This is a genomic window from Thalassovita sp. ABM4_323, assembly GCF_056158665.1.
The window spans coordinates 3,238,848-3,261,435 of record NZ_JBSWTS010000007.1 but is presented as its reverse complement, the minus strand read 5'-3'; the positions used below and the strand labels follow the sequence as shown (position 1 = coordinate 3,261,435).

24 protein-coding genes and 1 pseudogene are annotated in these 22,588 nt (G+C 60.6%); 18 read left to right on the top strand and 7 right to left on the bottom strand.

All coding sequences use genetic code 11. The features are described from left to right. The first annotated feature begins 95 nt into the window (after positions 1-95). The 10 genes and pseudogenes from ACXADQ_RS18590 to rpsA all read left to right on the top strand — a co-directional run bounded on the left by ACXADQ_RS18590 (position 96) and on the right by rpsA (position 9,091). Positions 96-932: a DUF1353 domain-containing protein gene (locus ACXADQ_RS18590; RefSeq protein WP_475324691.1), complete on the top strand. Its 837-nt coding sequence runs from the start codon at positions 96-98 to the stop codon at positions 930-932. Between the two features lie 66 nt (positions 933-998). Then, positions 999-1,712 carry a tRNA (guanosine(46)-N7)-methyltransferase TrmB gene (gene trmB / locus ACXADQ_RS18585; RefSeq protein ID WP_475324687.1) on the top strand — a complete coding sequence of 238 codons (714 nt, stop codon included), beginning with the start codon at positions 999-1,001 and terminating at the stop codon, positions 1,710-1,712. A 45-nt stretch (positions 1,713-1,757) separates the two neighbouring features. Then, positions 1,758-2,837, top strand: a complete 1,080-nt coding sequence (locus ACXADQ_RS18580) for an amidohydrolase family protein (RefSeq protein WP_475324684.1) — start codon at positions 1,758-1,760, stop codon at positions 2,835-2,837. 163 nt (positions 2,838-3,000) lie between these two features. Beyond that, positions 3,001-4,347: a 3-phosphoshikimate 1-carboxyvinyltransferase gene (aroA, locus tag ACXADQ_RS18575; protein ID WP_475324680.1), complete on the top strand. Its 1,347-nt coding sequence runs from the start codon at positions 3,001-3,003 to the stop codon at positions 4,345-4,347. Beyond that, the gene (locus ACXADQ_RS18570) at positions 4,347-4,844 is read left to right on the top strand and encodes a hypothetical protein (RefSeq protein ID WP_475324675.1); all 498 of its coding nucleotides are present in this window, start codon (positions 4,347-4,349) and stop codon (positions 4,842-4,844) included. Before aroA ends, ACXADQ_RS18570 begins: the two co-directional genes overlap by 1 nt. Next, a pseudogene (locus ACXADQ_RS18565) lies at positions 4,748-5,146 on the top strand (GFA family protein); the annotation flags it as partial. The gene ACXADQ_RS18570 and the pseudogene ACXADQ_RS18565, both read left to right, overlap by 97 nt. 90 nt (positions 5,147-5,236) lie before the next feature. Continuing rightward, positions 5,237-5,851 (top strand): (d)CMP kinase, encoded by a 615-nt coding sequence (cmk, locus tag ACXADQ_RS18560; protein ID WP_475326106.1) that lies wholly within the window; start codon positions 5,237-5,239, stop codon positions 5,849-5,851. Further along, the gene (locus tag ACXADQ_RS18555) at positions 5,848-6,846 is read left to right on the top strand and encodes an aldo/keto reductase (protein ID WP_475324671.1); all 999 of its coding nucleotides are present in this window, start codon (positions 5,848-5,850) and stop codon (positions 6,844-6,846) included. The genes cmk and ACXADQ_RS18555 overlap by 4 nt, the downstream gene beginning before the upstream one ends. A 110-nt stretch (positions 6,847-6,956) precedes the next feature. Continuing rightward, positions 6,957-7,208 (top strand): DUF6525 family protein, encoded by a 252-nt coding sequence (locus ACXADQ_RS18550; protein WP_475324667.1) that lies wholly within the window; start codon positions 6,957-6,959, stop codon positions 7,206-7,208. A gap of 182 nt (positions 7,209-7,390) precedes the next feature. Then, positions 7,391-9,091, top strand: a complete 1,701-nt coding sequence (gene rpsA / locus ACXADQ_RS18545; RefSeq protein ID WP_475324662.1) for a 30S ribosomal protein S1 — start codon at positions 7,391-7,393, stop codon at positions 9,089-9,091. Between the two features lie 70 nt (positions 9,092-9,161). Here rpsA and ACXADQ_RS18540 read toward each other — a convergent pair whose 3' ends face one another. Further along, positions 9,162-10,073 (bottom strand): glutaminase, encoded by a 912-nt coding sequence (locus tag ACXADQ_RS18540; RefSeq protein WP_475324658.1) that lies wholly within the window; start codon positions 10,071-10,073, stop codon positions 9,162-9,164. A gap of 297 nt (positions 10,074-10,370) precedes the next feature. On the opposite strand from ACXADQ_RS18540, the gene ihfB reads away from it, so the two are divergent. From ihfB to trpB, 5 genes are all read left to right on the top strand, one after another. Continuing rightward, entirely contained in the window at positions 10,371-10,670 is a 300-nt protein-coding gene (ihfB, locus tag ACXADQ_RS18535) for an integration host factor subunit beta (protein ID WP_475324654.1), read from the top strand. 10 nt (positions 10,671-10,680) lie between these two features. After that, positions 10,681-11,037: a lipopolysaccharide assembly protein LapA domain-containing protein gene (locus ACXADQ_RS18530; protein ID WP_475324651.1), complete on the top strand. Its 357-nt coding sequence runs from the start codon at positions 10,681-10,683 to the stop codon at positions 11,035-11,037. Positions 11,038-11,041: 4 nt separating this feature from the next. After that, the gene (locus tag ACXADQ_RS18525; RefSeq protein WP_475324648.1) at positions 11,042-11,686 is read left to right on the top strand and encodes a phosphoribosylanthranilate isomerase; all 645 of its coding nucleotides are present in this window, start codon (positions 11,042-11,044) and stop codon (positions 11,684-11,686) included. A gap of 58 nt (positions 11,687-11,744) precedes the next feature. After that, complete coding sequence (locus tag ACXADQ_RS18520; RefSeq protein ID WP_475324644.1) at positions 11,745-12,095, top strand: hypothetical protein; 351 nt, start codon at positions 11,745-11,747, stop codon at positions 12,093-12,095. A gap of 116 nt (positions 12,096-12,211) precedes the next feature. Beyond that, positions 12,212-13,450: a tryptophan synthase subunit beta gene (trpB, locus tag ACXADQ_RS18515; protein WP_475324641.1), complete on the top strand. Its 1,239-nt coding sequence runs from the start codon at positions 12,212-12,214 to the stop codon at positions 13,448-13,450. Between the two features lie 141 nt (positions 13,451-13,591). On the opposite strand, the gene ACXADQ_RS18510 is transcribed toward trpB, so the two are convergent. From ACXADQ_RS18510 to trpA, 5 genes are all read right to left on the bottom strand, one after another. Beyond that, on the bottom strand, positions 13,592-13,972 hold the full coding sequence (locus tag ACXADQ_RS18510; protein ID WP_475324638.1) for a DUF2237 family protein: 381 nt from the start codon (positions 13,970-13,972) through the stop codon (positions 13,592-13,594). A 70-nt stretch (positions 13,973-14,042) separates the two neighbouring features. Then, positions 14,043-14,717: an aminoacyl-tRNA hydrolase gene (gene pth, locus ACXADQ_RS18505; RefSeq protein ID WP_475324635.1), complete on the bottom strand. Its 675-nt coding sequence runs from the start codon at positions 14,715-14,717 to the stop codon at positions 14,043-14,045. Between the two features lie 123 nt (positions 14,718-14,840). Next, positions 14,841-15,473 carry a 50S ribosomal protein L25/general stress protein Ctc gene (locus ACXADQ_RS18500; protein ID WP_475324632.1) on the bottom strand — a complete coding sequence of 211 codons (633 nt, stop codon included), beginning with the start codon at positions 15,471-15,473 and terminating at the stop codon, positions 14,841-14,843. Positions 15,474-15,589: 116 nt separating this feature from the next. Continuing rightward, positions 15,590-16,753 (bottom strand): alpha-hydroxy acid oxidase, encoded by a 1,164-nt coding sequence (locus ACXADQ_RS18495; protein ID WP_475326105.1) that lies wholly within the window; start codon positions 16,751-16,753, stop codon positions 15,590-15,592. Between the two features lie 156 nt (positions 16,754-16,909). Then, positions 16,910-17,701, bottom strand: coding sequence for a tryptophan synthase subunit alpha (trpA, locus tag ACXADQ_RS18490; RefSeq protein WP_475324629.1), 792 nt, complete (start codon positions 17,699-17,701; stop codon positions 16,910-16,912). A gap of 183 nt (positions 17,702-17,884) precedes the next feature. Here trpA and ychF point away from each other — a divergent pair, with 183 nt between their 5' ends. Both ychF and ACXADQ_RS18480 read left to right on the top strand, forming a co-directional pair. Beyond that, positions 17,885-18,982, top strand: coding sequence for a redox-regulated ATPase YchF (ychF, locus tag ACXADQ_RS18485; RefSeq protein WP_475324626.1), 1,098 nt, complete (start codon positions 17,885-17,887; stop codon positions 18,980-18,982). Positions 18,983-19,174: 192 nt separating this feature from the next. Continuing rightward, positions 19,175-19,366, top strand: coding sequence for a hypothetical protein (locus tag ACXADQ_RS18480; protein ID WP_475324622.1), 192 nt, complete (start codon positions 19,175-19,177; stop codon positions 19,364-19,366). Between the two features lie 144 nt (positions 19,367-19,510). Here ACXADQ_RS18480 and ACXADQ_RS18475 read toward each other — a convergent pair whose 3' ends face one another. Continuing rightward, entirely contained in the window at positions 19,511-20,194 is a 684-nt protein-coding gene (locus tag ACXADQ_RS18475; RefSeq protein WP_475324618.1) for an NnrU family protein, read from the bottom strand. 219 nt (positions 20,195-20,413) lie between these two features. On the opposite strand from ACXADQ_RS18475, the gene ACXADQ_RS18470 reads away from it, so the two are divergent. Continuing rightward, positions 20,414-22,585 (top strand): YjbH domain-containing protein, encoded by a 2,172-nt coding sequence (locus ACXADQ_RS18470; RefSeq protein ID WP_475324614.1) that lies wholly within the window; start codon positions 20,414-20,416, stop codon positions 22,583-22,585. Positions 22,586-22,588 lie beyond the last annotated feature (3 nt).

Below are 22,588 nucleotides of genomic sequence, written 5' to 3'. Positions count from 1 at the left end.
GCGGAAATGCTCTGCGATGACGGGATTCCATACTTGAAACGAGATGAAGGACGCAGGCAGAATTGGCCACTTTTTTGTTTTTTTCAGGTATCGACATGATCCGTATATTCGTTTTGACAAGTTTGACTGTCCTGCTGGGCGCATGCGACCCGGCGACGGTCTCCACATCGTCGACTGCGCTGAGCCGGGATTACACCTGTGGCGTCGCGCAAACCCAGCGCTGCACTTTTCTGAACGGACCGGTCAAATTGCAACGCAACCGGCCCACGCGTTTGCCACAACGCAAAGCGACGTTCTACCCCATGCGCGCCCAGTTGGATTTTGTTGACGGAGCCTCGACGAAATGGGCCGCCCCCAAGGGAACGCTGACCGACGGGGCCTCGATCCCTGCGGTTTTTGTTCCGATCGTCGGCAATCCCACTTCGCCCCGATTTGCCCCCGCAGCGGCCCTGCATGATGCCTATTGCGGGGTCGGAAACGAGCACGGCGTGAATTATCACAGCCGCAGTTGGCCCGAGGTCCATCGCATGTTCTATGACGCCCTGCGCGTCAGCGGCACCCCCGAGCGCAAGGCCAAGCTGATGTTCGCGGCTGTCTATCTGGCCGGACCACGCTGGGATGAATGGCGCCGCAGCCCGAATGATCTGGGGGCTGAAACGCTACGCGGCATACTGCGCCGCGTCGAACGCGATATCGATATGACAAACCCACCCGTTACTGACCTGATGCAATCGATGGATCGTCTGGTTGATTCTGCCTTCTCCAGTCAGGACATCTTTTCCTTGCCCGCGGCCGACGGCCCCGGTGAGGCAAGCTCGCCGGGAGGTTCCACGGGGGTGACGGCGCCCTCGATTCCGGGAACGCCCTCAGATCCGGCGACGCCTTCGGATCCGGCGACGCCTCCGGGTACCGGGGATGGAGTGTCGCTGTAAGGCGCCCGAAATTACTGTCCACACAGGCATTGATCCGCCGGGCCAGCCAAGGTACACGGCCCGGCGATGACACAGGACAAACACCCCTCTGGCGCCCCATGGCGCAACTTCTATGGCCGTTTCAAAGGCAAAGGCCTGCGCGACAGCCAACAGCGCTATCTGGACGAAGACCTCGCCAAACTGTCCCCCGGCGCCGTCAGTTGGGAAGACAACCCCGACCGCACCAAGCTGGACCTGCAGGCAGAGTTCGGCGATCGCGATGTCTGGCTTGAGGTTGGCTTTGGCGGGGGCGAACACATGGTGCACCAGGCGCAGCAGAACCCCGAAGTGGGCTTTATCGGCTGCGAGCCCTACATCAACGGTGTCGCGATGCTGCTGGGCAAAATCCGGGATGCGGGCTGTGACAATATCCGCATTCACCCAGGGGACGCACGCGACATGTTCGACGTCCTGCCAGACCAGTCAATCAGCCGCGCCTTTCTGCTTTACCCCGATCCATGGCCCAAAAAGCGCCACCACCGCCGCCGTTTCGTCACGCCCGAACATCTGGAACCGCTGCATCGCGTATTGAAACCCGGTGCGATTTTCCGCGTGGCCACGGATATCCCCGATTACGTGCGCCAAACCCTGGAAGAGGTGCCAAAGGCGGGCTTTGAATGGCTGGCCGAACGCCCGCTGGACTGGCGCGCGCCGTGGGGCGATTGGATCAGCACCCGGTATGAGCAAAAGGCCCTGCGTGAAGACCGCACGCCGCACTATCTGACCTTCGTGCGTCGCTGATCTGGCTGTGCTATCTTTCCGGGTATTCATCCCGGAGAGATTCCCGTGCCAGATATTCGCATTACCAATTGCCACATCCATACCTTCACCACGCAGCATGTGCCGGTCAGCTATCCCTATGCCTGGCTGCGCCCGCTGAAGACATTGCCGCAACTGGTGCGGTTTCTGGCCTGGCTTCTGGCGCTGCTGGGCCAGCACCCCTTGGCCGAGAAGGTGCGCCGTCTCTATGATTTTCAAAAAGAGGCCGCCGCGCCCGACCAGAAATCGGTTCTGAAAAACCTGCAACGGCACTATCCGTCCAACACCCGCTATGTCGTGCTGCCCATGGATCTCAGCGCCATTGGCCATGGCCAACCGCCCGTGTCCTTGCGCGATCAGCATGACGAACTGGCACGCCTGTCCCATGACCCCGAGGTCGGCGCCGCCGTCATCCCCTTTGCCACCATTGATCCGCGCGCCGATCCACAAGCCAGCGAAGTGACCCGCGCCCTGGATGATCTGCATTTCAAGGGCGTCAAAATCTATCCGCGCCTGGGGTTCGCGCCGGATGATCCGGTACTGATGGATCGGGTCTATCCTAAAATGCAGGCCGAAAACCTGCCACTGATGACCCATTGTTCGCGCGGCGGCGTGCAGGGGCGCACCACCACCGACTATATGGCCAACCGCTATACCGACCCGCGCGCCTATCTGCCGGTGATGCAAAAATTCCCCGACCTGCGGATTTGTCTGGCGCATTTTGGCGGGCAATACGACTGGAAATCCTACGTTCAGGCCGGGCCAGACTATGACCGCGCTGAAAACTGGCAGGTGCAAATCCGCAAGATGATCGGGTCGGGGGACTATCCCGGCCTATGGACCGACATCTCCTACACGCTGTTCCATTTCGAGGACTACATCCCCTTCCTGCGCCTGTTCCTGACCGGCGAGGACGAGGCCAGCGACCGCCTGCGCCGCCGCACTCTTTTCGGATCCGATTTCTACATGACCCGCCAAGAGGCCCTGTCGGAAAAGGCCGTCTGCTTCCGCCTGCGCAATGCCTTGGGCGAGGAAATCTTCCGCCAGATCGCTGAAGAAAACCCGCGCATCTGGCTGGGCGAGATCCCCGAACCGCCGCGCTCCTAACCAACGCTCGCCGCAGCGCCACGCCCTTGCAGCTTTTTCTTGGCAAAAATACCCAAATCCCACCCCCTCATCACGCGCCACGGCGACCATATTTGCATCCCAGGCTTATGGACCGGCAGGGCAGGGTGGGGTATGAGGCTCGCAAGATATTGAGGAGACACCCATGTCCGGCCACGGCACCCCGATTCCCATGACCTCTGGCGCTTGCGGTCCGCTGACCGGGCAGGCCCATGTTCCGGGCGACAAATCCATCTCGCACCGTTCGTTGATCCTGGGCGCAATGGCCGTGGGTGAAACCAAGGTCACCGGCCTGCTGGAAGGCGAAGACGTGCTGGACACCGCCAAGGCCATGCGCGCATTCGGCGCCGAGGTCACCCGGGACGAGGACGGCACCTGGCATATCCACGGCGTCGGCGTGGGCGGCTTTGCCGAACCCGACAACGTCATTGATTGCGGCAACTCGGGCACCGGTGTGCGGTTGATCATGGGCTGCATGGCGACCTCGCCCATCACGGCCACCTTCACCGGTGACGCCAGTCTGAACAAGCGCCCGATGGCGCGGGTGACCGATCCGATTGCCTTGTTTGGTGCGCAATCCGTCGGCCGCTCGGGTGGGCGTCTGCCGATGACCATTGTGGGCGCGGAAAACCCGGTCCCTGTGCACTATGTGGTGCCCGTGCCCTCGGCCCAGGTGAAATCGGCCGTGCTGCTGGCCGGCCTGAACGCGCCCGGTGAAACCGTGGTGATCGAAAAAGAGGCCACCCGCGATCACACCGAACGCATGTTGGCCGGTTTCGGCGCCCAGATCACCACCGAAGTCACCGACGAGGGCCGCGTCATCACCCTGACCGGCCGCCCCGAGCTGAAACCCCAAACCATCGTGGTGCCGCGCGATCCCAGCTCGGCCGCGTTTCCGGTCTGTGCGGCGATCATCACGCCCGGATCGGACGTTCTGGTGCCTAATATCGGCCTGAACCCGACCCGCGCGGGCCTGTTCTATACCCTGCAAGACATGGGCGCGGACCTGACCTTTGAAAACATGCGCGAAGAGGGGGGCGAGCCCGTCGCCGACCTGCGCGCCAAATTCTCGCCCGATCTGAAGGGCATCGAGGTGCCGCCCGAACGCGCCGCCAGCATGATCGACGAATACCCCGTCCTGTCCGTGGTTGCCGCCTATGCGCAGGGCGACACGGTGATGCGCGGCGTTAAGGAACTGCGTGTCAAGGAATCCGACCGGATCGAGGCCATGGCCAGCGGTCTGCGCCTGAACGGGGTCGAGGTTGAGGACGGCCCCGATTGGTGGATCGTCAAGGGGTGCGGCCATGGCAACGTGCCGGGCGGGGCCACCTGCGTCAGCCATCTGGATCACCGGATCGCGATGTCCTTCCTGGTGATGGGCATGGCCAGCCAGGCGCCCGTCAGCGTGGATGATGGCGGCCCGATTGCCACGTCCTTCCCGATTTTCGAAGGGCTGATGGCCGATCTGGGTGCCAAGATCGAGCGGAGCTGATGACCCGCGCCCGCATAGCATGGTGGGCGCTGACCCTGGTGACCGTCGCGGCCTATGCGGCGCTGGTGTCTTTGGGCCAGATGCATCTGGATACGGGTGATGGGCAGCAGCCGTTTGATTTGCGGATCATGGGCTATTCTGCGTCCGAGGCTCAGACCTATCTGGACGCACTGCATCCGGTGCAGGTCAATTTGTATCGTGGTGTCTTGCGCTTGCTGGACACGGTGTTCCCGGTTCTGTTCGGGGCGTGGCTTTATATCTCAGCCAGCGCGTTGAGGCTGCGGCCGCGGGTGCTGATCTGGTTCGGACCGGCTTATGCGTTGGCCGACCTCGTGGAAAACGCGCTTGTTTCGCGGGTGCTGGGGTTTCATGGCGGTGCCGTGCCCGATGATCTGGTCACATGGGCCAGCGCGGCCACGCAGGCCAAATTCGCCCTGCTCGCCATCACATTGATCCTGATGGGCCGCGCGGGCATCGCTCGGTGGAGAGGCCTGTGATCGCGGGCAGCTGTCTGTGCGGGGCGGTTTCGTATCGCGTGCAGGCTGATCTGGGACCGGCCACTGCCTGTCACTGCACCCAATGTCGCAAAATCACCGGCAGCTATTCAATCGCCGCTCCGGTTGCGGCGGATGCCCTCATGCTCGACGGCCCGGTCCAGTGGTTTACCAGCTCGGCCCATGCCAGACGCGGTTTCTGCCCGCATTGTGGGTCGTATCTGTTCTGGGACGAGCACGACGGGCAAATCTGGATCAGCCTGGGAACGATCGACGGGCCAACGGGAACACGTCTGGAAAACCACATTTTCTGCGACTACAAAGGCGATTACTACGACCTGACCGACCCCCTGCCGCATCACCGCAAGGGGTGGTCCAGCGAAAGGATAGAGCAGATGCCCTTTACCATTGCAATCGACGGACCCGCCGCTGCGGGCAAGGGCACGATCTCGAAGGCTGTGGCACAGCATTTTGGCTTTGCCCATCTGGATACTGGGCTGTTGTACCGCGCCGTTGGGGCCAAAACCCTGGCCGGGATCGAGCCAGTTCAGGCCGCCCGGGACCTGACCCCCGAGGATCTGGAGGATGACAGCCTGCGCACCCCCGATGTCGCCCAAGCCGCCAGCAAAGTGGCCGTGATCGCCGATGTGCGAGCGGCGCTGGTCGATTTTCAACGTGCCTTTGCCCGCCGGTCTGGTGGGGCCGTTCTGGACGGGCGCGATATTGGCACGGTGATCTGCCCGGATGCCGAGGCCAAGCTTTTCGTGACCGCCAGCGCCGAGGTGCGCGCCGAACGTCGCTATAAAGAGCTGATCGCCAAAGGACACGAGACCTCGTTTGCCGAAGTTCTGGACGATGTGATTGCGCGCGACGAGCGTGACATGAACCGGGCCGAGGCTCCCTTGAAACCCGCCAGTGATGCCGTCACCATCGACACGTCCTCTCTGGATATTGATCAGGCCGTTCGCGCGGCCATTTCTGCCATAGAAAGTAAACGGAAAACCGCATGAAACTTCGTAAACTGGGCAAGAACGGCCCTGAAATCTCGGCCCTTGGGATTGGGGCCATGTCCTTTGCCGAATTCTATGGCCCCACGACCGAGGAAAATTCCTTCGCCATTCTGTCCGCCGCGCTGGACGCAGGCGTGACCCATATCGATACGGCGAATGTCTATGGCATGGGCCGGTCTGAACGCGCCATTGGCCAGTTCCTGCGCGACAACCCCGGCACGCGCGAGCAATTCCACATCGCCACCAAGGCCGCGATCACCAAGGACGAGGACGGCAACCGCTGCTTCAAGAACTCGTTGGAACACTTGGAAAGCGAGCTGGACAAGAGCCTGGAAAAGCTGGGCGTTGACCACGTGGATCTGTTCTATGTCCATCGCCGCCAGGCCGACATGCCGATCGAAGAGGTCGCCGGCCACATGAATATCCTGAAGGAAAAGGGCAAGATCAAAGCCATCGGCCTGTCCGAGATCGCCCCTTATACCCTGCGCCGCGCGTCCACCGAGGCGCAGATCGACGCCGTGCAGAACGAATATTCGCTGTCCACGCGCCTGCCCGAAATGGGCATGGTGCAGGCCTGCGCTGAACTGGGCGCGACTCTGGTGGCGTTTTCGCCCGTCGGACGTGCGATCCTGACGGACAACCCGATCCCGGCGGACCGCGTCCCCGAGCTTGATTTTCTGAAGGTGAACCCGCGTTTCCTGGAGCCGAACTATGCCCTGAACCTGGCCGCTACCGATCCGCTGCGGGCCTATGCGGCTGAACTGGGCGTGCCCACTGCCGCGCTGGCGATTGCATGGGTGTTGGCGCAGGGCGAACATATCATTGCGATTCCGGGCACCCGTTCGACCGGGCATTTTGCCGAGCTGGTCACCGGCGCAAATCTGGATCTGACGGCTGAACAGCTGGCCAAGATCAACGAGATTTTGCCCGTCGGCTGGGCCTATGGCGACCGCTACAGTGCCGGTCAGAACGTCGGCCCCGAGCGCTACTGCTGAGAAAAGCCTCACCTATTTGCTGTCAGGCCCCGTCTTTGGCGGGGCCTGCTTGCATTTCCGGCCGGTCCCTCGATATTGTGATGACATAACATCACAGTACCAAAATCGTCATGCGCAACACCCGTTCCAGTCTGAAGCGCCGCCGTCGTCCCGACCCAATGCGCGCCTATGATGACCTGCCCGCCCCGCTGCGTGCGTGGCTCAGCACCGCCGTTCTGCCCTGGAGCCCCCAATCAGCGCTGCGAATCTGGCGCAAGGCCAGTCGAAAGGGTGGGGCGGATCACGCAATTGCGCGTCTGAATGCAATCGAGGCCGGAATGCTGGCCAAAGACCGCGAATGCAACGCCCGCAGCACCGCCTGAACCGCGCCTTTTCCCTTGTCAGACAGGGCTTCAGGCGCTATACGCCCCCCGTCGACAAGGCGATAATCGCCGCAAAGTAAAGAGATCGAGCAGGGTCGGAACCAACCGGCCCTCTTTGTTTTGCGTCTCGCCCTGACCAAACCAAGACCGGCGGAGACAACCGCTCGGCCCGCAAAAACGTTTTGAAAAGGAATGAAAGCCACATGGCTAACGCAACCATGGAGGAATTCGAAGCCCTCCTGAATGAAAGCTTCGAAATGGACACTCCGAACGAGGGTTCGGTTGTCAAAGGTAAGGTCATCGCTATCGAAGCAGGCCAAGCCATCATCGACGTCGGCTATAAAATGGAAGGCCGCGTTGATCTGAAAGAATTCGCAAACCCCGGCGAAGCCCCTGAAATTGCTGTTGGCGACGAAGTCGAAGTCTTCCTGCGCGCCGCAGAAAACGCCCGCGGCGAAGCCGTCATCTCGCGTGAGATGGCCCGCCGTGAAGAAGCATGGGACCGCCTGGAAAAAGCCTACGCCAACGAAGAGCGCGTCGACGGCGCCATCTTCAACCGCGTCAAAGGCGGCTTCACCGTGGATCTGGGCGGCGCTGTTGCCTTCCTGCCCGGCTCGCAAGTTGACGTGCGCCCCGTGCGCGACGCTGGCCCGCTGATGGGTCTGAAGCAGCCCTTCCAAATCCTGAAAATGGACCGCCGCCGTGGCAACATCGTTGTCTCGCGCCGCGCCATCCTGGAAGAATCGCGTGCCGAACAGCGCGCCGAAGTCATCGGCAACCTGTCCGAAGGTCAGGCAGTCGACGGTGTGGTCAAGAACATCACCGAATACGGTGCCTTTGTTGACCTGGGCGGCGTTGACGGCCTGCTGCACGTCACCGACATGGCCTGGCGCCGTGTGAACCACCCCTCCGAGATCCTGTCGATCGGTGAAACTGTCAAAGTGCAGGTCATCAAGATCAACAAAGACACCCACCGCATCAGCCTGGGCATGAAACAGCTGCAAGAAGATCCGTGGGATCTGGTTGCCGCCAAGTTCCCGCTGGAATCGGTGCACAAAGGCCGCGTGACCAACATCACCGACTACGGTGCATTCGTCGAGCTGGAGCCCGGTGTCGAAGGTCTGGTCCACGTTTCGGAAATGTCCTGGACCAAGAAAAACGTCCACCCCGGCAAAATCGTTTCGACCAGCCAGGAAGTCGACGTCATGGTTCTGGAAATCGACGCCGCCAAGCGTCGCGTTTCGCTGGGCCTGAAACAGACCATGCGCAACCCCTGGGAAGTGTTTGCAGAAACCCACCCCGAGGGCACTCAGGTCGAGGGCGAAGTCAAGAACATCACAGAATTCGGTCTGTTCATCGGCCTGCCCGGCGAAATCGACGGCATGGTTCACCTGTCCGACCTGTCCTGGGACGAGCGCGGCGAGGATGCCATCCAGAACTACCGCAAGGGCGACATGGTTTCGGCCGTTGTCTCCGAGGTTGACGTCGACAAAGAGCGTATCTCGCTGTCGATCAAAGCCCTGGGCGGCGACAAGTTTGCCGAAGCAACTGGCGGCGTGAAGCGCGGCTCGATCGTGACTGTCGAAGTCACCGCGATCGAAGACGGCGGCATCGAAGTCGAATACGAAGGCATGAAGTCGTTCATCCGTCGTTCCGACCTGTCGCGTGACCGTGCCGAACAGCGCCCCGAGCGTTTCTCGGTTGGCGACAAGGTCGACGTCCGCGTCACCAATGTCGACATGAAGTCGCGTCGTCTGGGTCTGTCGATCAAAGCGCGCGAAATCGCCGAAGAAAAAGAAGCCGTTGCACAGTACGGTTCCTCGGACTCGGGTGCATCGCTGGGCGACATCCTGGGCGCCGCTCTGAAAGGCGACGACGAGTAAGTCTTTACTCTGAATGCGAAATTAAACCCCGCGGCCATCTGGCTGCGGGGTTTTTCTTTGGGCTGAGCGCTTAGCCGAAGATCGACCAGCCTGTCATCTGGGCCAACCGCTCGACCGCAAGGGTGCCCAGCTGCGAATTGCCATTGGTATTCAGCCCGGGCGACCAGACCGCGATCGAGGCGCGCCCGGGCGCGATCACCAGAATGCCCCCGCCCACACCGCTTTTGCCCGGTAAACCGACACGATAGGCGAAATCGCCGGACCCGTCATAGTGCCCACAGGTCAGCATCAACGCGTTGATCCGACGGACCGAGCTGCGCGAGATCAGGGCAGGGGCGTCATGCCCGCCGATCAGGAAACGCCCGGCCTTGGCCAGTTGAGCACAGCTCATTTCGATGGCGCATTGGTGGAAATAGGTGCCGCAGGTCAGTTCGGGCGGGTTCACGAAATTGCTGTGCGCGGCCATGAAATGTGCCAGCGCCATGTTGCGGTCTCCGTGCTGCTTTTCCGAATGGGCGACGGCCTGATTGATGTGGATGTCTTCCTCGCCACTGGCCTGACGCACAAAGCGCAGCAGCTCGCCCAGAACCTCGCGCGGCTGATGGCCCGCCAGAATGGCGTCAGTGACGGCCAGGGCTCCGGCATTTACGAAGGGATTGCGCGGGATGCCAGCCTCGTGTTCCAGCTGAAGGATCGAGTTGAATGGCAGGCCCGAGGGTTCGCGCCCGACACGCTGCCAAAGCTGATCGCCAAGACGCCCCAAGGCCAGCGCCAGGGTGAACACCTTGGACACGGATTGTATCGAGAACAGCACCGACGCATCCCCGGCCGTGTGGACCTGACCGTCGGGCAGAGCCATGGCAATGCCGAACTGGTTCGGGTCAATCCGCGCCAGTTCCGGAATATAGCTGGCAACCTGCCCGCGATCCGGGGCGGAGGACATTTCATCGGCGATAGCGGTCAGGATGGCGTCGTAGTTCACCCAGGGCTCCTGTGGGGATGTTGGCGCAAAGTGACCAAGCCATAGTCGCAAAACAGGCCCGTTTGGAACCCCATATTTCGGGCAAATCATTCTGGGCGTCGCAACGCCAAGGGCCGATGAACGCCAAATTCTGCCCGTTCTGCACGCGCGTGACCCAATTTATGTTGAGAAGTTAGATGGTTAGGCGGCTGAATCTCGCCATTTGCCCAAGCTTGTTGTTCACCTGTGTGGACTTTCTTTCTATAGTCGCCTGTATTGATGGGGGCATTAGCCAAAAAAACCTGGGGGAGGTCGCCGATGATCCGATCGGAACTCATTCAAAAGATTTTCGAGGAAAACCAGGACCGGAGTTCCGAAAATCAGCTGACCATGCGCGACGCGGAAAAGATCGTGAACACGATCTTTGACGAAATTACTGGCGCGATGGCGCGGGGTGATCGCGTGGAACTGCGCGGCTTCGGCGCGTTTTCGGTCAAGAAACGGGATGCTAGGGTGGGTCGGAACCCGCGCACTGGCGAGTCGGTGGACGTCGAGGAAAAGCACGTGCCTTTCTTCAAAACCGGTAAACTGCTGCGCGACCGTCTGAACTCGAAATAATAGGGTGCTCATGCGCTATATTCGCTATGCTTTCCTCGCCACTTTGGGCGTGGTCCTGATCACTGTCGCCGTGGCCAACCGCGGATTCGTGACGCTGACCCTGCTGCCCGAGCCTCTGGCAGAATTCCTGAACGTGAACTTTTCGATCAAGCTGCCGCTGTTTGCGGTGATCTTTGCCGGAATTGTCGCTGGCCTGCTGATCGGGTTCGTTTGGGAATGGCTGCGCGAGCACAAGCATCGGGCCACGGCCGTGCGCAAAGAACGCGAAGTGCATGATCTGGAACGCAAGCTGAAGCGCGAGCAGCGCAAAGCGGTGGAAAGCGGCCAGCAGGACGAAGTTCTGGCGCTGCTGGACAGCAAGTCCTGATCCCATGCCCCAAGACATCAAGGTTAAGATTTGCGGGCTGAAACAGCCCGAACATGTGCGTGCGGCTGCCGAGGCGGGCGCGGCCTATGTGGGCTTTGTCTTCTTTGAAAAATCTCCGCGTCATGTCTCGGTTGATCTGGCGCGGGATCTGGCAATCGAGGCGCCGCTGGGTCTGGCCAAGGTTGCCCTGACCGTGAACGCGGATGACGCGACCCTGGACCAGATTATGAACACGGTGCCTCTGGACATGTTGCAGTTGCATGGCAAGGAAAGCCCCGATCGTGTGGCCGAAATCCGTGCGCGCTATGGCCTGCCCGTGATGAAGGCCATCGGCATCGCCGAGCAATCCGATCTGGAGCAGATCAGCCTGTACGGCGGCGTTGCGGATCAATTGTTGGTGGATGCCAAGGCCCCCAAGGGCGCGGATCTGCCGGGGGGCAACGGGCTGGCGTTTGATTGGCGGCTGGTCAATCGCAAATACTGGCCGCGTCCGTGGATGCTGGCCGGAGGGCTGACACCTGACAACGTGGGCTTGGCCGTGCAGATGACGGGCGCGCGACAGGTCGATGTGTCCTCGGGCGTGGAAAGCGCGCCGGGGGTCAAGGACACCGCCATGATCCGGGCCTTTGTGCAGGCGGCGCTGGTCTGAACTGATCCGATTGGGCCTGGGCTCCGTATCCTGATCAGACAACTACAGGAGTGTCCCCATGCCCCTTGCTGCCATTGGCGGATTGCGCATCCGTAGCCTGCGGTTCGCACCGGAGTTCTATCTTTTTGCCTCGATGGCCCTGCGCCAGGCGCGCAAGGATCCGGCTTGTCGGTTCGCAACCGCCTTCCAACGCGACGGATTGGATTTCTCGCTGACCCTGTGGGACAGCCCCGCCGCGATGAAACACTATGCCCAAAGCGGGGCCCATGCGCATCTGATGGGGCGCGCCGATCGCCTGGCCGAGGTGTTCTATTTCCATCACTTCCCTTGTGACGATGCCCCCGACGCAGACGAGGCCTATGCCCGTTGGCGCGATCACGGCGAACAATCCGGGTGGCAAGTCGCCTAGGCAGCTCCAGGATTTCCCGGGCCTTGGGGCGCAAAATCGGGCTTATTGCATTGAATTGCCCGGGCGCGCCCCTTATGCACGTCATGTCAAATTACACGCGATCGAGAGGGAGCCGCATGGCCGACGATCTTTTCAACAGCTTCATGAATGGCCCCGACGAAAAGGGCCGCTTTGGCCAGTTTGGCGGGCGTTTCGTATCCGAAACCCTGATGCCGCTGATCTTGTCCTTGGAAGAGGAATACGAGAAGGCCAAGACCGACCCGACCTTCTGGGCTGAAATGGATGATCTGTGGGAACACTATGTGGGCCGTCCCTCGCCGCTGTATTTCGCCTCGGGCCTGACCGAACATCTGGGCGGGGCCAAGATTTACCTGAAGCGCGATGAGCTGAACCACACTGGCGCGCATAAGATCAACAATGTGCTGGGGCAAATCCTGCTGGCCAAGCGCATGGGCAAGAACCGCATTATCGCAGAAACCGGCGCGGGTCAGCACGGCGTGGCCACCGCCACCGTTTGCGCCAAGTTCGGCCTGAAATGTGTGGTCTACATGGGCGCGCATGATGTCGAACGTCAGGCCCCCAACGTGTTCCGGATGCGTCTTCTGGGCGCCGAGGTCGTGCCCGTCACCAGCGGTCGTGGTACCCTGAAGGACGCGATGAATGACGCGCTGCGCGATTGGGTGACCAATGTGCGCGACACGTTCTATTGCATTGGCACCGTGGCGGGTCCGCATCCTTATCCGGCGATGGTGCGCGATTTCCAGTCGATCATCGGCAAAGAAGTCCGCGCTCAGCTGGCCGCCCAAGAAGGCGAGGGACGTCTGCCCGATACATTGATCGCGGCGATTGGCGGTGGCTCGAATGCGATGGGTCTGTTTTACGAGTTCCTGGACGATGACGCGGTTCAGATCATCGGCGTCGAGGCCGGCGGCAAAGGCGTTACCCAGAAGATGGAGCATTGTGCGTCCTTGACCGGTGGCCGCCCGGGCGTTCTGCATGGCAACCGCACCTATCTGCTGCAAGACGAGGACGGTCAGATCCTGGAAGGTCACTCGATCTCGGCGGGTCTGGACTATCCCGGCATTGGTCCCGAGCACAGCTGGCTGCACGATATTGGCCGCGCTGAATACGTGGCGATCACCGACAAAGAGGCGCTGGAGGCGTTCCAGCTGTCTTGCTCGACCGAGGGCATCATCCCCGCGCTGGAACCCTGTCACGCGCTGGCGCATGTCATCAAGATCGCGCCCACGCTGCCCAAGGACCACATCATCGTGATGAACATGTGTGGCCGGGGCGACAAGGACATTTTCACCGTCGCCAAGCATCTGGGCGTGGATATCCAAACCGGCGGCTAAGGCCCACGGCAGAATCACAAAGACCCTCGCCAGTGGCGGGGGTCTTTTTGCGATGGTGGCTGGCAAATTCTCGATCTGCGATCCAAGTTATCCACAGATTTCGCGAAAATCGTTACTTATACACGATGTTTTGGGGATAACTCAGTCCCCGGTGTCCAAAGCGTGTTCCTGCAGGATTTCCAGCCGCACGATGTCCAGCGCGGCCACATGCGTGGCGGCCAGATTGACCCGTGGGGCGCAGCCCTCGTCATGTGCTTGCAGAAAACGGGCGGCGCACAGGCACCATTGATCGCCCGATTTCAGGCCCTCAAAGCCGTATTCCGGGCGCGGGGTGCTAAGATCGTTGCCCACATATTTGCTGTAGGCCAGAAATTCATCGGTCATCACCGCACAAACCGTGTGGCTGCCGGTGTCCTGGGCGCAGGTATTGCAGTGCCCATCCCGGAAATACCCCGTTAACGGATCTTCAGAGCAAGCTTTAAGAGGGCGTCCCAACACGTTGATAGATGGGAATTTCTCCATGTTCTGCTCCGATACGATAAATCACCTGTTCGCGGACAGTGGAGCATAGGCAGGCCCGGCCCCGCAAGCCCTAGCTGAACTTGTCCAACAGCTTTTGCATGGGGCTGCGCGTGTCCTCGGGCGGGGTTTGCGCTGCGGGTTTGGGATCAGATTTGGGCTTGGATTTGGAGGACCGCGGTGGGGCGGTGCGCTGCGCCACGGCATTCAGGAAACGCGAGCTGTCTCCTTGGGCCAGTTTGTCCGCGCCGTCGCTGATACCGCGCTGCAAGTCGTCCAGCCAATCCTGATCGGCCTTGGCGAAATCCGCCAGAACATATCCCGAGACACGGTCCTTGTGGCCCGGATGGCCAATGCCCAGCCGCACACGGGCATAGTCGGCCCCGATATGCTGGTGGATCGAACGCAGCCCGTTGTGGCCTGCATGGCCGCCACCCTGCTTGACGCGGCATTTGCCGGGGGCAAGGTCCAACTCGTCATGAAAGACAGTGACGTCAGCAGGGGTCAGTTTGAAGAACCGCATCGCTTCGCCCACGGATTGCCCGGACAGGTTCATGAAGGTCTCGGGCTTTAGCAGCAGCACCTTTTCACGGCCCAGCTTGCCCTCGGTCAGCTGACCCTGAAACTTCGAGCGCCAGGGCGCAAAACCGTGGTCCTCGGCGATGCGATCCAGCACCATGAAGCCGATATTGTGCCGGTTGCCCGCGTATTTCGTGCCGGGATTGCCCAGGCCGACCCAAAGCTGCATGTCCGTTCCCCTGTTGCGGTTGCGCGCAGGTTAGGGGCGCGTCCCGCGATTGTCCATCAAATGCAAAAGGCGCGACCCATGGGGCCGCGCCTGATACTGTCCCCCAAAACTGGGGTGCGCAGATTATTCTTCTGCGGCTGCTTCTTCTGCTTCGCCACCTTCGGCTTCGTTCTCTTCCGAACGCAGGCCCGACGGGGCCGAGATGTTCGCGATGACGAAGTCACGGTCGATGGTCGGCTTGGCGCCTTCGGGCAGGGTCACGTCGCTGATGTGCAGCACGTCGCCAACTTCGGCGTTCGCCAGGTCAACGGTGATGTGATCAGGGATCTCACCGGCCAGCACTTCCAGCTCAACTTCGGGGCGCACGATGGTCAGCACGCCGCCTTTTTTGATGCCGGGGCAGGTTTCCTGGTTCGCGAACTCAACGTGGATGAACAGGTTGATGCGCGAGGTACGACGCAGGCGCATGAAGTCCACGTGGGTCGGCAGGTCTTTGACAACGTCGCGCTGCACGTCGCGGCAGATCACGCGAACGTCTTCCTGGCCTTCAACTTTCATGTTGAACAGGGTCGACTTGAAACGACCGGCTTTCAGGCGCTTGAACAGTTCGTTGAACGGAACGCTGATCGGCAGCGGCTCGGCGTCACCACCGAAAACAATTCCGGGCACTTTGCCCTCGCGACGTGCCTGACGAGCGGCGCCCTTGCCTGTCCCCGTCCGGGCCTCGGCGTGAAGATCAGGGATAGATCCAGCCATGGTAATTCTCCTAAGTTTGGTTTCGGGGATCCTCCAAGGCTGTATCCCCGCATGAAGCCGCGCATATAGACGAGTCTGTGACGTTTGGAAAGGCCCTATTTTGCAAGGGCCATTCGTTATTGCCAGCGCCCTTCGAAATCTTCTGGAATCATCAGGATCGAGCGGTCCAGCTCGGCCACGTTCCGGCGCCCGCACAGCGCCATCGAGGTGTCGAATTCCTTGTGCAGCACCTCCAGCGCTTTGGTCACGCCGGCCTGACCCATCGCACCCAGCCCATAGATGAACGAACGCCCGATATAGGTGCCCTTGGCGCCCATTGCTACGGCCTTGAGGATGTCCTGACCCGAGCGAATGCCGCTGTCCAGGTGAACCTCGATCTGATCGCCCACTGCATCCAGGATCGAGGGCAGCGCCTTGATCGAGCTGATCGCCCCATCCAGTTGCCGCCCGCCGTGGTTGGACACCACGATGGCATCAGCGCCGACCTGCAGCGCCATTTTCGCGTCCTCAGCGTCCAAAATTCCCTTCAGGATCACCGGGCCGCCCCACATTTCCTTGATCGCCGCGACCTTGCCCCAATCCAGCGTCGGATCGAATTGCTCGGCCGTCCAGGTCCCCAGATTGGCCGCATCCGAGACCCCCTCGACATGGCCCACCACGTTGCCGAAATGCCGCCGTTTCGCGCCCAGCATCCCGATGCCCCAGCGCCATTTGGTCATCAGGTTGGCGATGGTTGCGGGGGTCAGTTTCGGCGGGGCGGACAGGCCGTTCTTCAGATCCTTGTGCCGCTGCCCCAGGATTTGCAGGTCCAAGGTGATCACCAGCGCCGAGCATTTGGCATCCTTCGCCCGCCCGATCAGGCGGCGCAGGTAATCCTGATCCTTCATCGTATAGAGCTGAAACCAGAAGGGCTTGGTCGTGGCCTCGGCCACGTCCTCGATCGAGTTGATCGACATCGTCGACAGGGTGAAAGGCACGCCAAAGGCCTCGGCCGCGCGCGCCGCTTTGATCTCACCATCGGCGTGCTGCATTCCGGTTAGCCCGACAGGCGCCAAAGCCACCGGGAGCGAGACATCCTGCCCGATCATCTGCGTCGCGGTCGAGCGCCCGGACATATCCACCGCCACGCGCTGACGCAGGCGAAGCTGATCAAAGTCACTGGTGTTCTCGCGAAACGTCTGCTCGGTCCAACTGCCGCTTTCGGCATAATCAAAAAACATCCGTGGCACACGGCGTTCATACAGGCGCTTCAGGTCGTCGATACAGGTGATCACAGGCATAACATGGGCCTTATTGTTCATATTGGTGAGGTTTCCTTACCAATATGAACATCTGGACGCAACGAAAAACACAACGCGTCACGCCCGAGACACGGGCAAAGCCCGTGACGAGACATCCAGCGCGCCGTCAGGCGCTCCGCTCAACAAAAGAAAAGATCAGGCGCGGTGGGCGCCGTCCGCCAGGGATTTGACGAAATCCAGAACCTCGGCAACCGGCTTGCCCGAGGCAAGTTCCCCTACAATCGCCGAGCCGACAACGCATCCATCGGCGACGCTGGCAATCGATTCAGACGTTTCGGGCGAGCGAATTCCGAAGCCCACGATGACGGGCAGGTCGGTCTTGGCCTTAATGCGGGCCACTTCGGGGGCCACGTCAGCGGCCTGGGCTGCGGCGGCACCGGTGATGCCGGTGATCGACACGTAATACACAAACCCGCTGGTGTTTTGCAGAACAGTTGGCAGGCGGTCATCATCTGTGGTCGGCGTAGCCAGACGGATAAAGTTCAGACCGGCCTTTTGCGCGGGGATGCACAGCTCTTCGTCTTCTTCGGGAGGCAGATCCACCACGATCAACCCGTCGATGCCGGCCTCTTTGGCGTCCACCAGGAATTTGTCGACGCCCCGGTTAAAGATCGGGTTGTAATAGCCCATCATCACGATCGGGGTCGTGTCATCGCCCTTGCGGAACTCAGCCGCCATGTCCAGGGTCTTTTGCAGGGTCTGACCTGCCTCAAGTGCACGTTGACCGGCCAGCTGAATGGTGGGGCCATCGGCCATGGGATCGGTAAAGGGCAGGCCCAGCTCGATCACATCGACACCCGCTGCGGGCAGGCCTTTGAGCACCTCAAGCGAGGTCTCATAGTTGGGATCACCTGCCATGATATAAGCGACGAAGGCTTTCTTACCTGCTGCGTTCAACTCGGCGAACTTGGCGTCGATGCGTGTCATACCGGGATCCCTATTCTGTCCGTCGCCCCGATGTGCCGCAAAAGGGGCCGGAACTCAATGGCTGGAACGCTTGAAAAGCGCAAATTCCCATGTGCCGGGCAGGGTGCGTGGCCTTGCCATGCAGGCGCGCGCGTTCTAAGAGCGGCCAACTGGAAAAATTATCAGATCAATCGGGGGCCGCAGATGGGTTTCAAGATGGGTATTGTCGGGCTGCCGAACGTGGGCAAATCGACCTTGTTCAATGCGCTGACAAAAACCGCAGCCGCGCAGGCCGCGAACTTTCCGTTCTGCACGATCGAGCCCAATGTCGGCGATGTCGCGGTGCCCGATGCCCGTCTGGATGCCCTGGCCGAGATTGCAGGATCCAAACAGATCATCCCCACCCGGATGACCTTTGTGGATATTGCAGGTCTGGTCAAAGGCGCCTCCAAGGGCGAGGGCCTGGGCAACCAGTTCCTGGCCAACATCCGCGAAACCGATGCGATTGCGCATGTGCTGCGTTGTTTCGAGGATGGCGATGTGACCCACGTGGATGGCCGCGTAGACCCGGTGGCGGATGCCGAAACCATTGAAACCGAACTGATGCTGGCCGATCTGGAAAGCATCGAAAAACGCCGCGCAAACCTGGTGCGCAAGCTGAAGGGCAACGATAAAGAGGCCAAAGAGCAGGATCGCCTGTTGGCCGCTGCGCAGGAGATGCTGGAAAACGGCAAACCCGCCCGTCTGGTCGAGGTGGACGCCGAAGACCGCAAGATGTGGAATCAGCTGCAACTGCTGACCACCAAACCGGTTCTGTATGTCTGCAACGTGGGTGAGGCTGAGGCCGCCGAGGGCAACGACTATTCCGCCAAGGTTGCGGCGATGGCGGCCGAGCAGGGCAACTCGCATGTCATTATCTCGGCCCAGATCGAAGAAGAGATCAGCCAGCTGGACGATGACGAAGCGGCCATGTTCCTCGAGGAAATGGGCCTGGAAGAGGCCGGTCTGGATCGCCTGATCCGCGCGGGCTATGAGCTGCTGCACCTGGAAACCTATTTCACCGTCGGCCCTAAAGAGGCCCGCGCCTGGACAATTCGTGTGGGGACGATGGCCCCGCAAGCCGCCGGGGTGATTCACGGCGATTTCGAAAAAGGCTTCATCCGGGCGGAAACCATCGCCTATGACGACTATATTGCTTGCGCAGGCGAGGCCAAAGCGCGCGAAACCGGCAAACTGCGGGCCGAGGGCAAGGGCTATGTGGTGCAGGACGGTGATGTCATGCATTTCTTGTTCAACACCTGATTTGCTCGCCCTATGCGGGTGATTTGGGGCGCACTGTTGCGAATTTGGAGCAATCCATGGGCAATTCGGCAAAAAATCGTCGGTTTTCGTGCCGCTGTGCAGCAAGGGTATTTTATTTTTCAAACTGATGTGAGAAAAGGAGTGAGACCGGGATTTCCCGAGTCACTTCATTCTGGATGTTGGAGAGACATTATGAAAAAATTCACTATTGCTGCCGCTGCCGCTCTGGCACTGGCTTCGGCCGCTCCGGCCGTTGCTGAAACCGCAACCAACGACGATCCCTTCGTTTCGACCCAAGGCAGCCTGCTGCTGGGTTCCTCGGGTATCGCTGCTGTTGCTGGTGCGATCATCATCATCGGTATCGCGGCTGCTGGCAACTCCTAAGGTCACCGCACAAAAGATTAGAAAAGGCGCAACTAGCCCAGTTGCGCCTTTTTCTGTGTTTGGCAGTGTTCCATGGGGCTCGTTGCGCCGCGCGAGAATGCAAAGGTCTTGCGGAAGGGGGCAAAAACCACCGATCCTCCCCGTTTATGGCAGCGGGTTGACCCCGATGACTGACGGGTGGAGCACGATAAGAACGCCCCAAACCACCACCGAAATCGCCAGACGGATCGGGTTTGGCAGACCTTTCGGGCGCCAGGTGCCGTTCACAAGGGCGAAAAAGGGGATCAGCCCGGTATGACGCGCCTGGGCTTGCCAGGCCTCGGATCCCATCAATCGGCGGCGCCGGCGCTCGACGATGACCATTCCCAGGGCCGAGAATCCGGCGAAAACGCCAAACAGGATAATGTGGGCCAGATCCCCGTTCGCCCAAAGATGCGCAAGCGACCACAACAGCAGCGCCCATAGCAAGGGCTGACGCGTGAGCCCGACAATCCCCGGACGTTCCGGGGTAAAGCCCTGTGCGCGACCTTCGAAAGCAAAGGGGTTGGGGGCGCCTACCCCGAAACTGCCCAGCAAGATCGCCAGGGGCAAAACCAGGTTCACGGCCCAACGGGCAGCCTCGGTCTGGGACCAGACCACCACAACCGGCGCGCGGCCCGCGGCCCAGATGACCCACAGTAACAGCAGTATCGACATCAGGCTGAACACCAGGGTGTAGCCGCGCCGCCCCAGTCTGTGCTCGAGGATCTCCTTGACCCCAAGCTTGGCCGGAATGCGATGCGAGGCCATAAAGATCAACAGAGCGATTGCGAATTCCAGCCAGCTCATTGTGCGATCCTTTCGCAGTTGTCGGGGGATGCGCGGTGCCTGTATCGGTATGGCGAGCCTGAAGTTCCAGTGCAACGGCGGTGTTCAATAGGGGCCAAGAGGTGTGGCAAAACATACGCGTTTGCGACTGATTTCTCAGATATCCACAGCAAAGAATAGACAGTTGGCAAAGTATCGCTTACCCGTAGAGACGAGTTATTTATGGCAGGCAGTATTAAAATGTTTCTACGGGATGATCCAGAGAGCTCGGGTAAATCGAGCCGCCCCCATCGCGTTTCAGGCTCGCGCCCTCTTAAGGTTGGGCTGTTGGCGGTGCTTCTGACAACGGGCTCCGCACTGGCGCAGGATGTTACGTCCTTTAACCTTTACGGGACGCCAGGTCTGATCGACATGCCAACGGCGGACATGGCCCCTGACGCGACTTTGTCGTCAACCTTTTCGTATTTCGGCGGCAACACACGCAGCACGTTGACCTTTCAGGTGCTTCCGCGCCTGACGGGATCGTTCCGGTATTCAGCAATCCGGCATCTTTACGTCCCGGGGTGGTCCGACAGCAGCTATTACGACCGCAGCTTCGATTTGCGTTATCAGGTTTGGGATGAAACCGATCGGCGCCCTGCTGTTTCGGTTGGCTTGCAGGATTTCATCGGAACCGGCCTGTATGGCGGCGAATATGTGGTCGCCAGCAAGCACGTCGGCAAACGCTTGCAAGTGACCGGCGGCATGGGCTGGGGACGCTTGGGCAGCTATGATCCCCTTGGGTCGACGGGAACCCGACCGCGCGAAGTGTTGGGGCAAGGGGGTATCCCGACCTATGACCGTTGGTTCCGCGGTGACTTTGCCGCCTTTGGGGGCGTGGCCTACAAGGCCTCTGATCGCCTGACACTAACGGCTGAATATTCCTCGGACGCTTATGTTCAGGAAACCGACACCACTGGGATCGGGCCAGTTTTCACGCATAAATCGCCCTGGAACTTCGGATTGGATTACCGGTTCCGCAATGGCACGCAATTGTCGCTGTACCATGTGTATGGATCCGAGGTCGGTGCGCAGTTGACGTTCCATGCCAACCCGAAAGTCGCCGGGGCTCCGAGCGGGGGCGAACAGGCGCCTTTGCCTGTCAAAGTGCGCTCGGGCGCGGCCAAGTCTGATCTGGGCTGGCAGAACAATGTGGAGCTGGTGCAGAGCCTGCCAACCCGGATGCGGAAATCGCTGGAGGGGCAGGGGCTGGTCTACGAAGGCATGACCTTGACGGCCCGCACCGCGACCTTGCGTATGGCGAACAAAACCTATGGCTACGAGCCCGAAGCGATCGGTCGTGCCGCGCGCGCGATGTCGCGTATTCTGCCAGGGTCAATCGAGACCTTCGTGATCGTACCCGTGGTGCGCGGGATGGCCATGTCGGCCATCACCCTGAAACGCTCGGATCTTGAGCGCCTGGAAAATGCCCCGGCCGATCTGATGCTGGCCAAGCTGGGCGTTGCAGATGCGCGCGGGATGGTGCCTCCGCTGGAGGGAGGCATTCAGAAGCGTCTGAACTGGTCCATCAGCCCCTATGTGCAGCTGAGTGTCTTTGACCCGGACAACCCGGTTCGTGCTGACTTTGGCATTCGTGCACAGGCCAAGTATCTGATCGCGCCCAATATTATGGCCTCGGGCTCGATCGCCAAGAAACTGTCGGGCAACCTGGATTCGGTGACACGTGCCATTCCCTCGGGCCTGGCCCGTGTGCGCACCGACTATGCGCAATATAGCCGCCAAGGTGATCCTGCGCTGGAGCACCTGACGCTCAGCGCGTTCGGACGCCCCGGTGCGAACCTCTATAGCCGCATCACTGCGGGCTATCTGGAAACCATGTATGCCGGTGTCTCGAGCGAGCTTCTGTGGAAACCCGTGAACAGCCGCCTGGCCATTGGTGGCGAGGTCAACTGGGTCCGTCCGCGAGACTTTGATCAGCAATTCGGCCTGCGCAGCCGCGTGACATCGTCCGGGACCATCCCCGAATTCAACGGCCATGTGTCCGCCTATTATGACTTTGGCAACGGGTTCCACGGCCAGATGGATGTGGGCAGCTATCTGGCGGGGGACATCGGTGCGACGTTCTCGTTGGATCGCGAGTTTGCCAATGGCTGGCGCGTTGGTGCCTATGCCAGCTTTACCGATGCCAGCATTGATGATTTCGGCGAGGGCTCGTTTGACAAGGGCATCCGCGTAACGCTGCCGTTTGCCTGGGCGTCGGGCAAGCCGTCGCGCGTGACCAATACCGTGACGATCCAATCGCTGACCCGCGACGGTGGTGCTCGTCTGAATGTTAACGATCGACTGTACCCGTTGGTTCGCGACTATCACCAGCCTGACCTGGCGCGCGAATGGGGGCTGTTCTGGAGATGACCC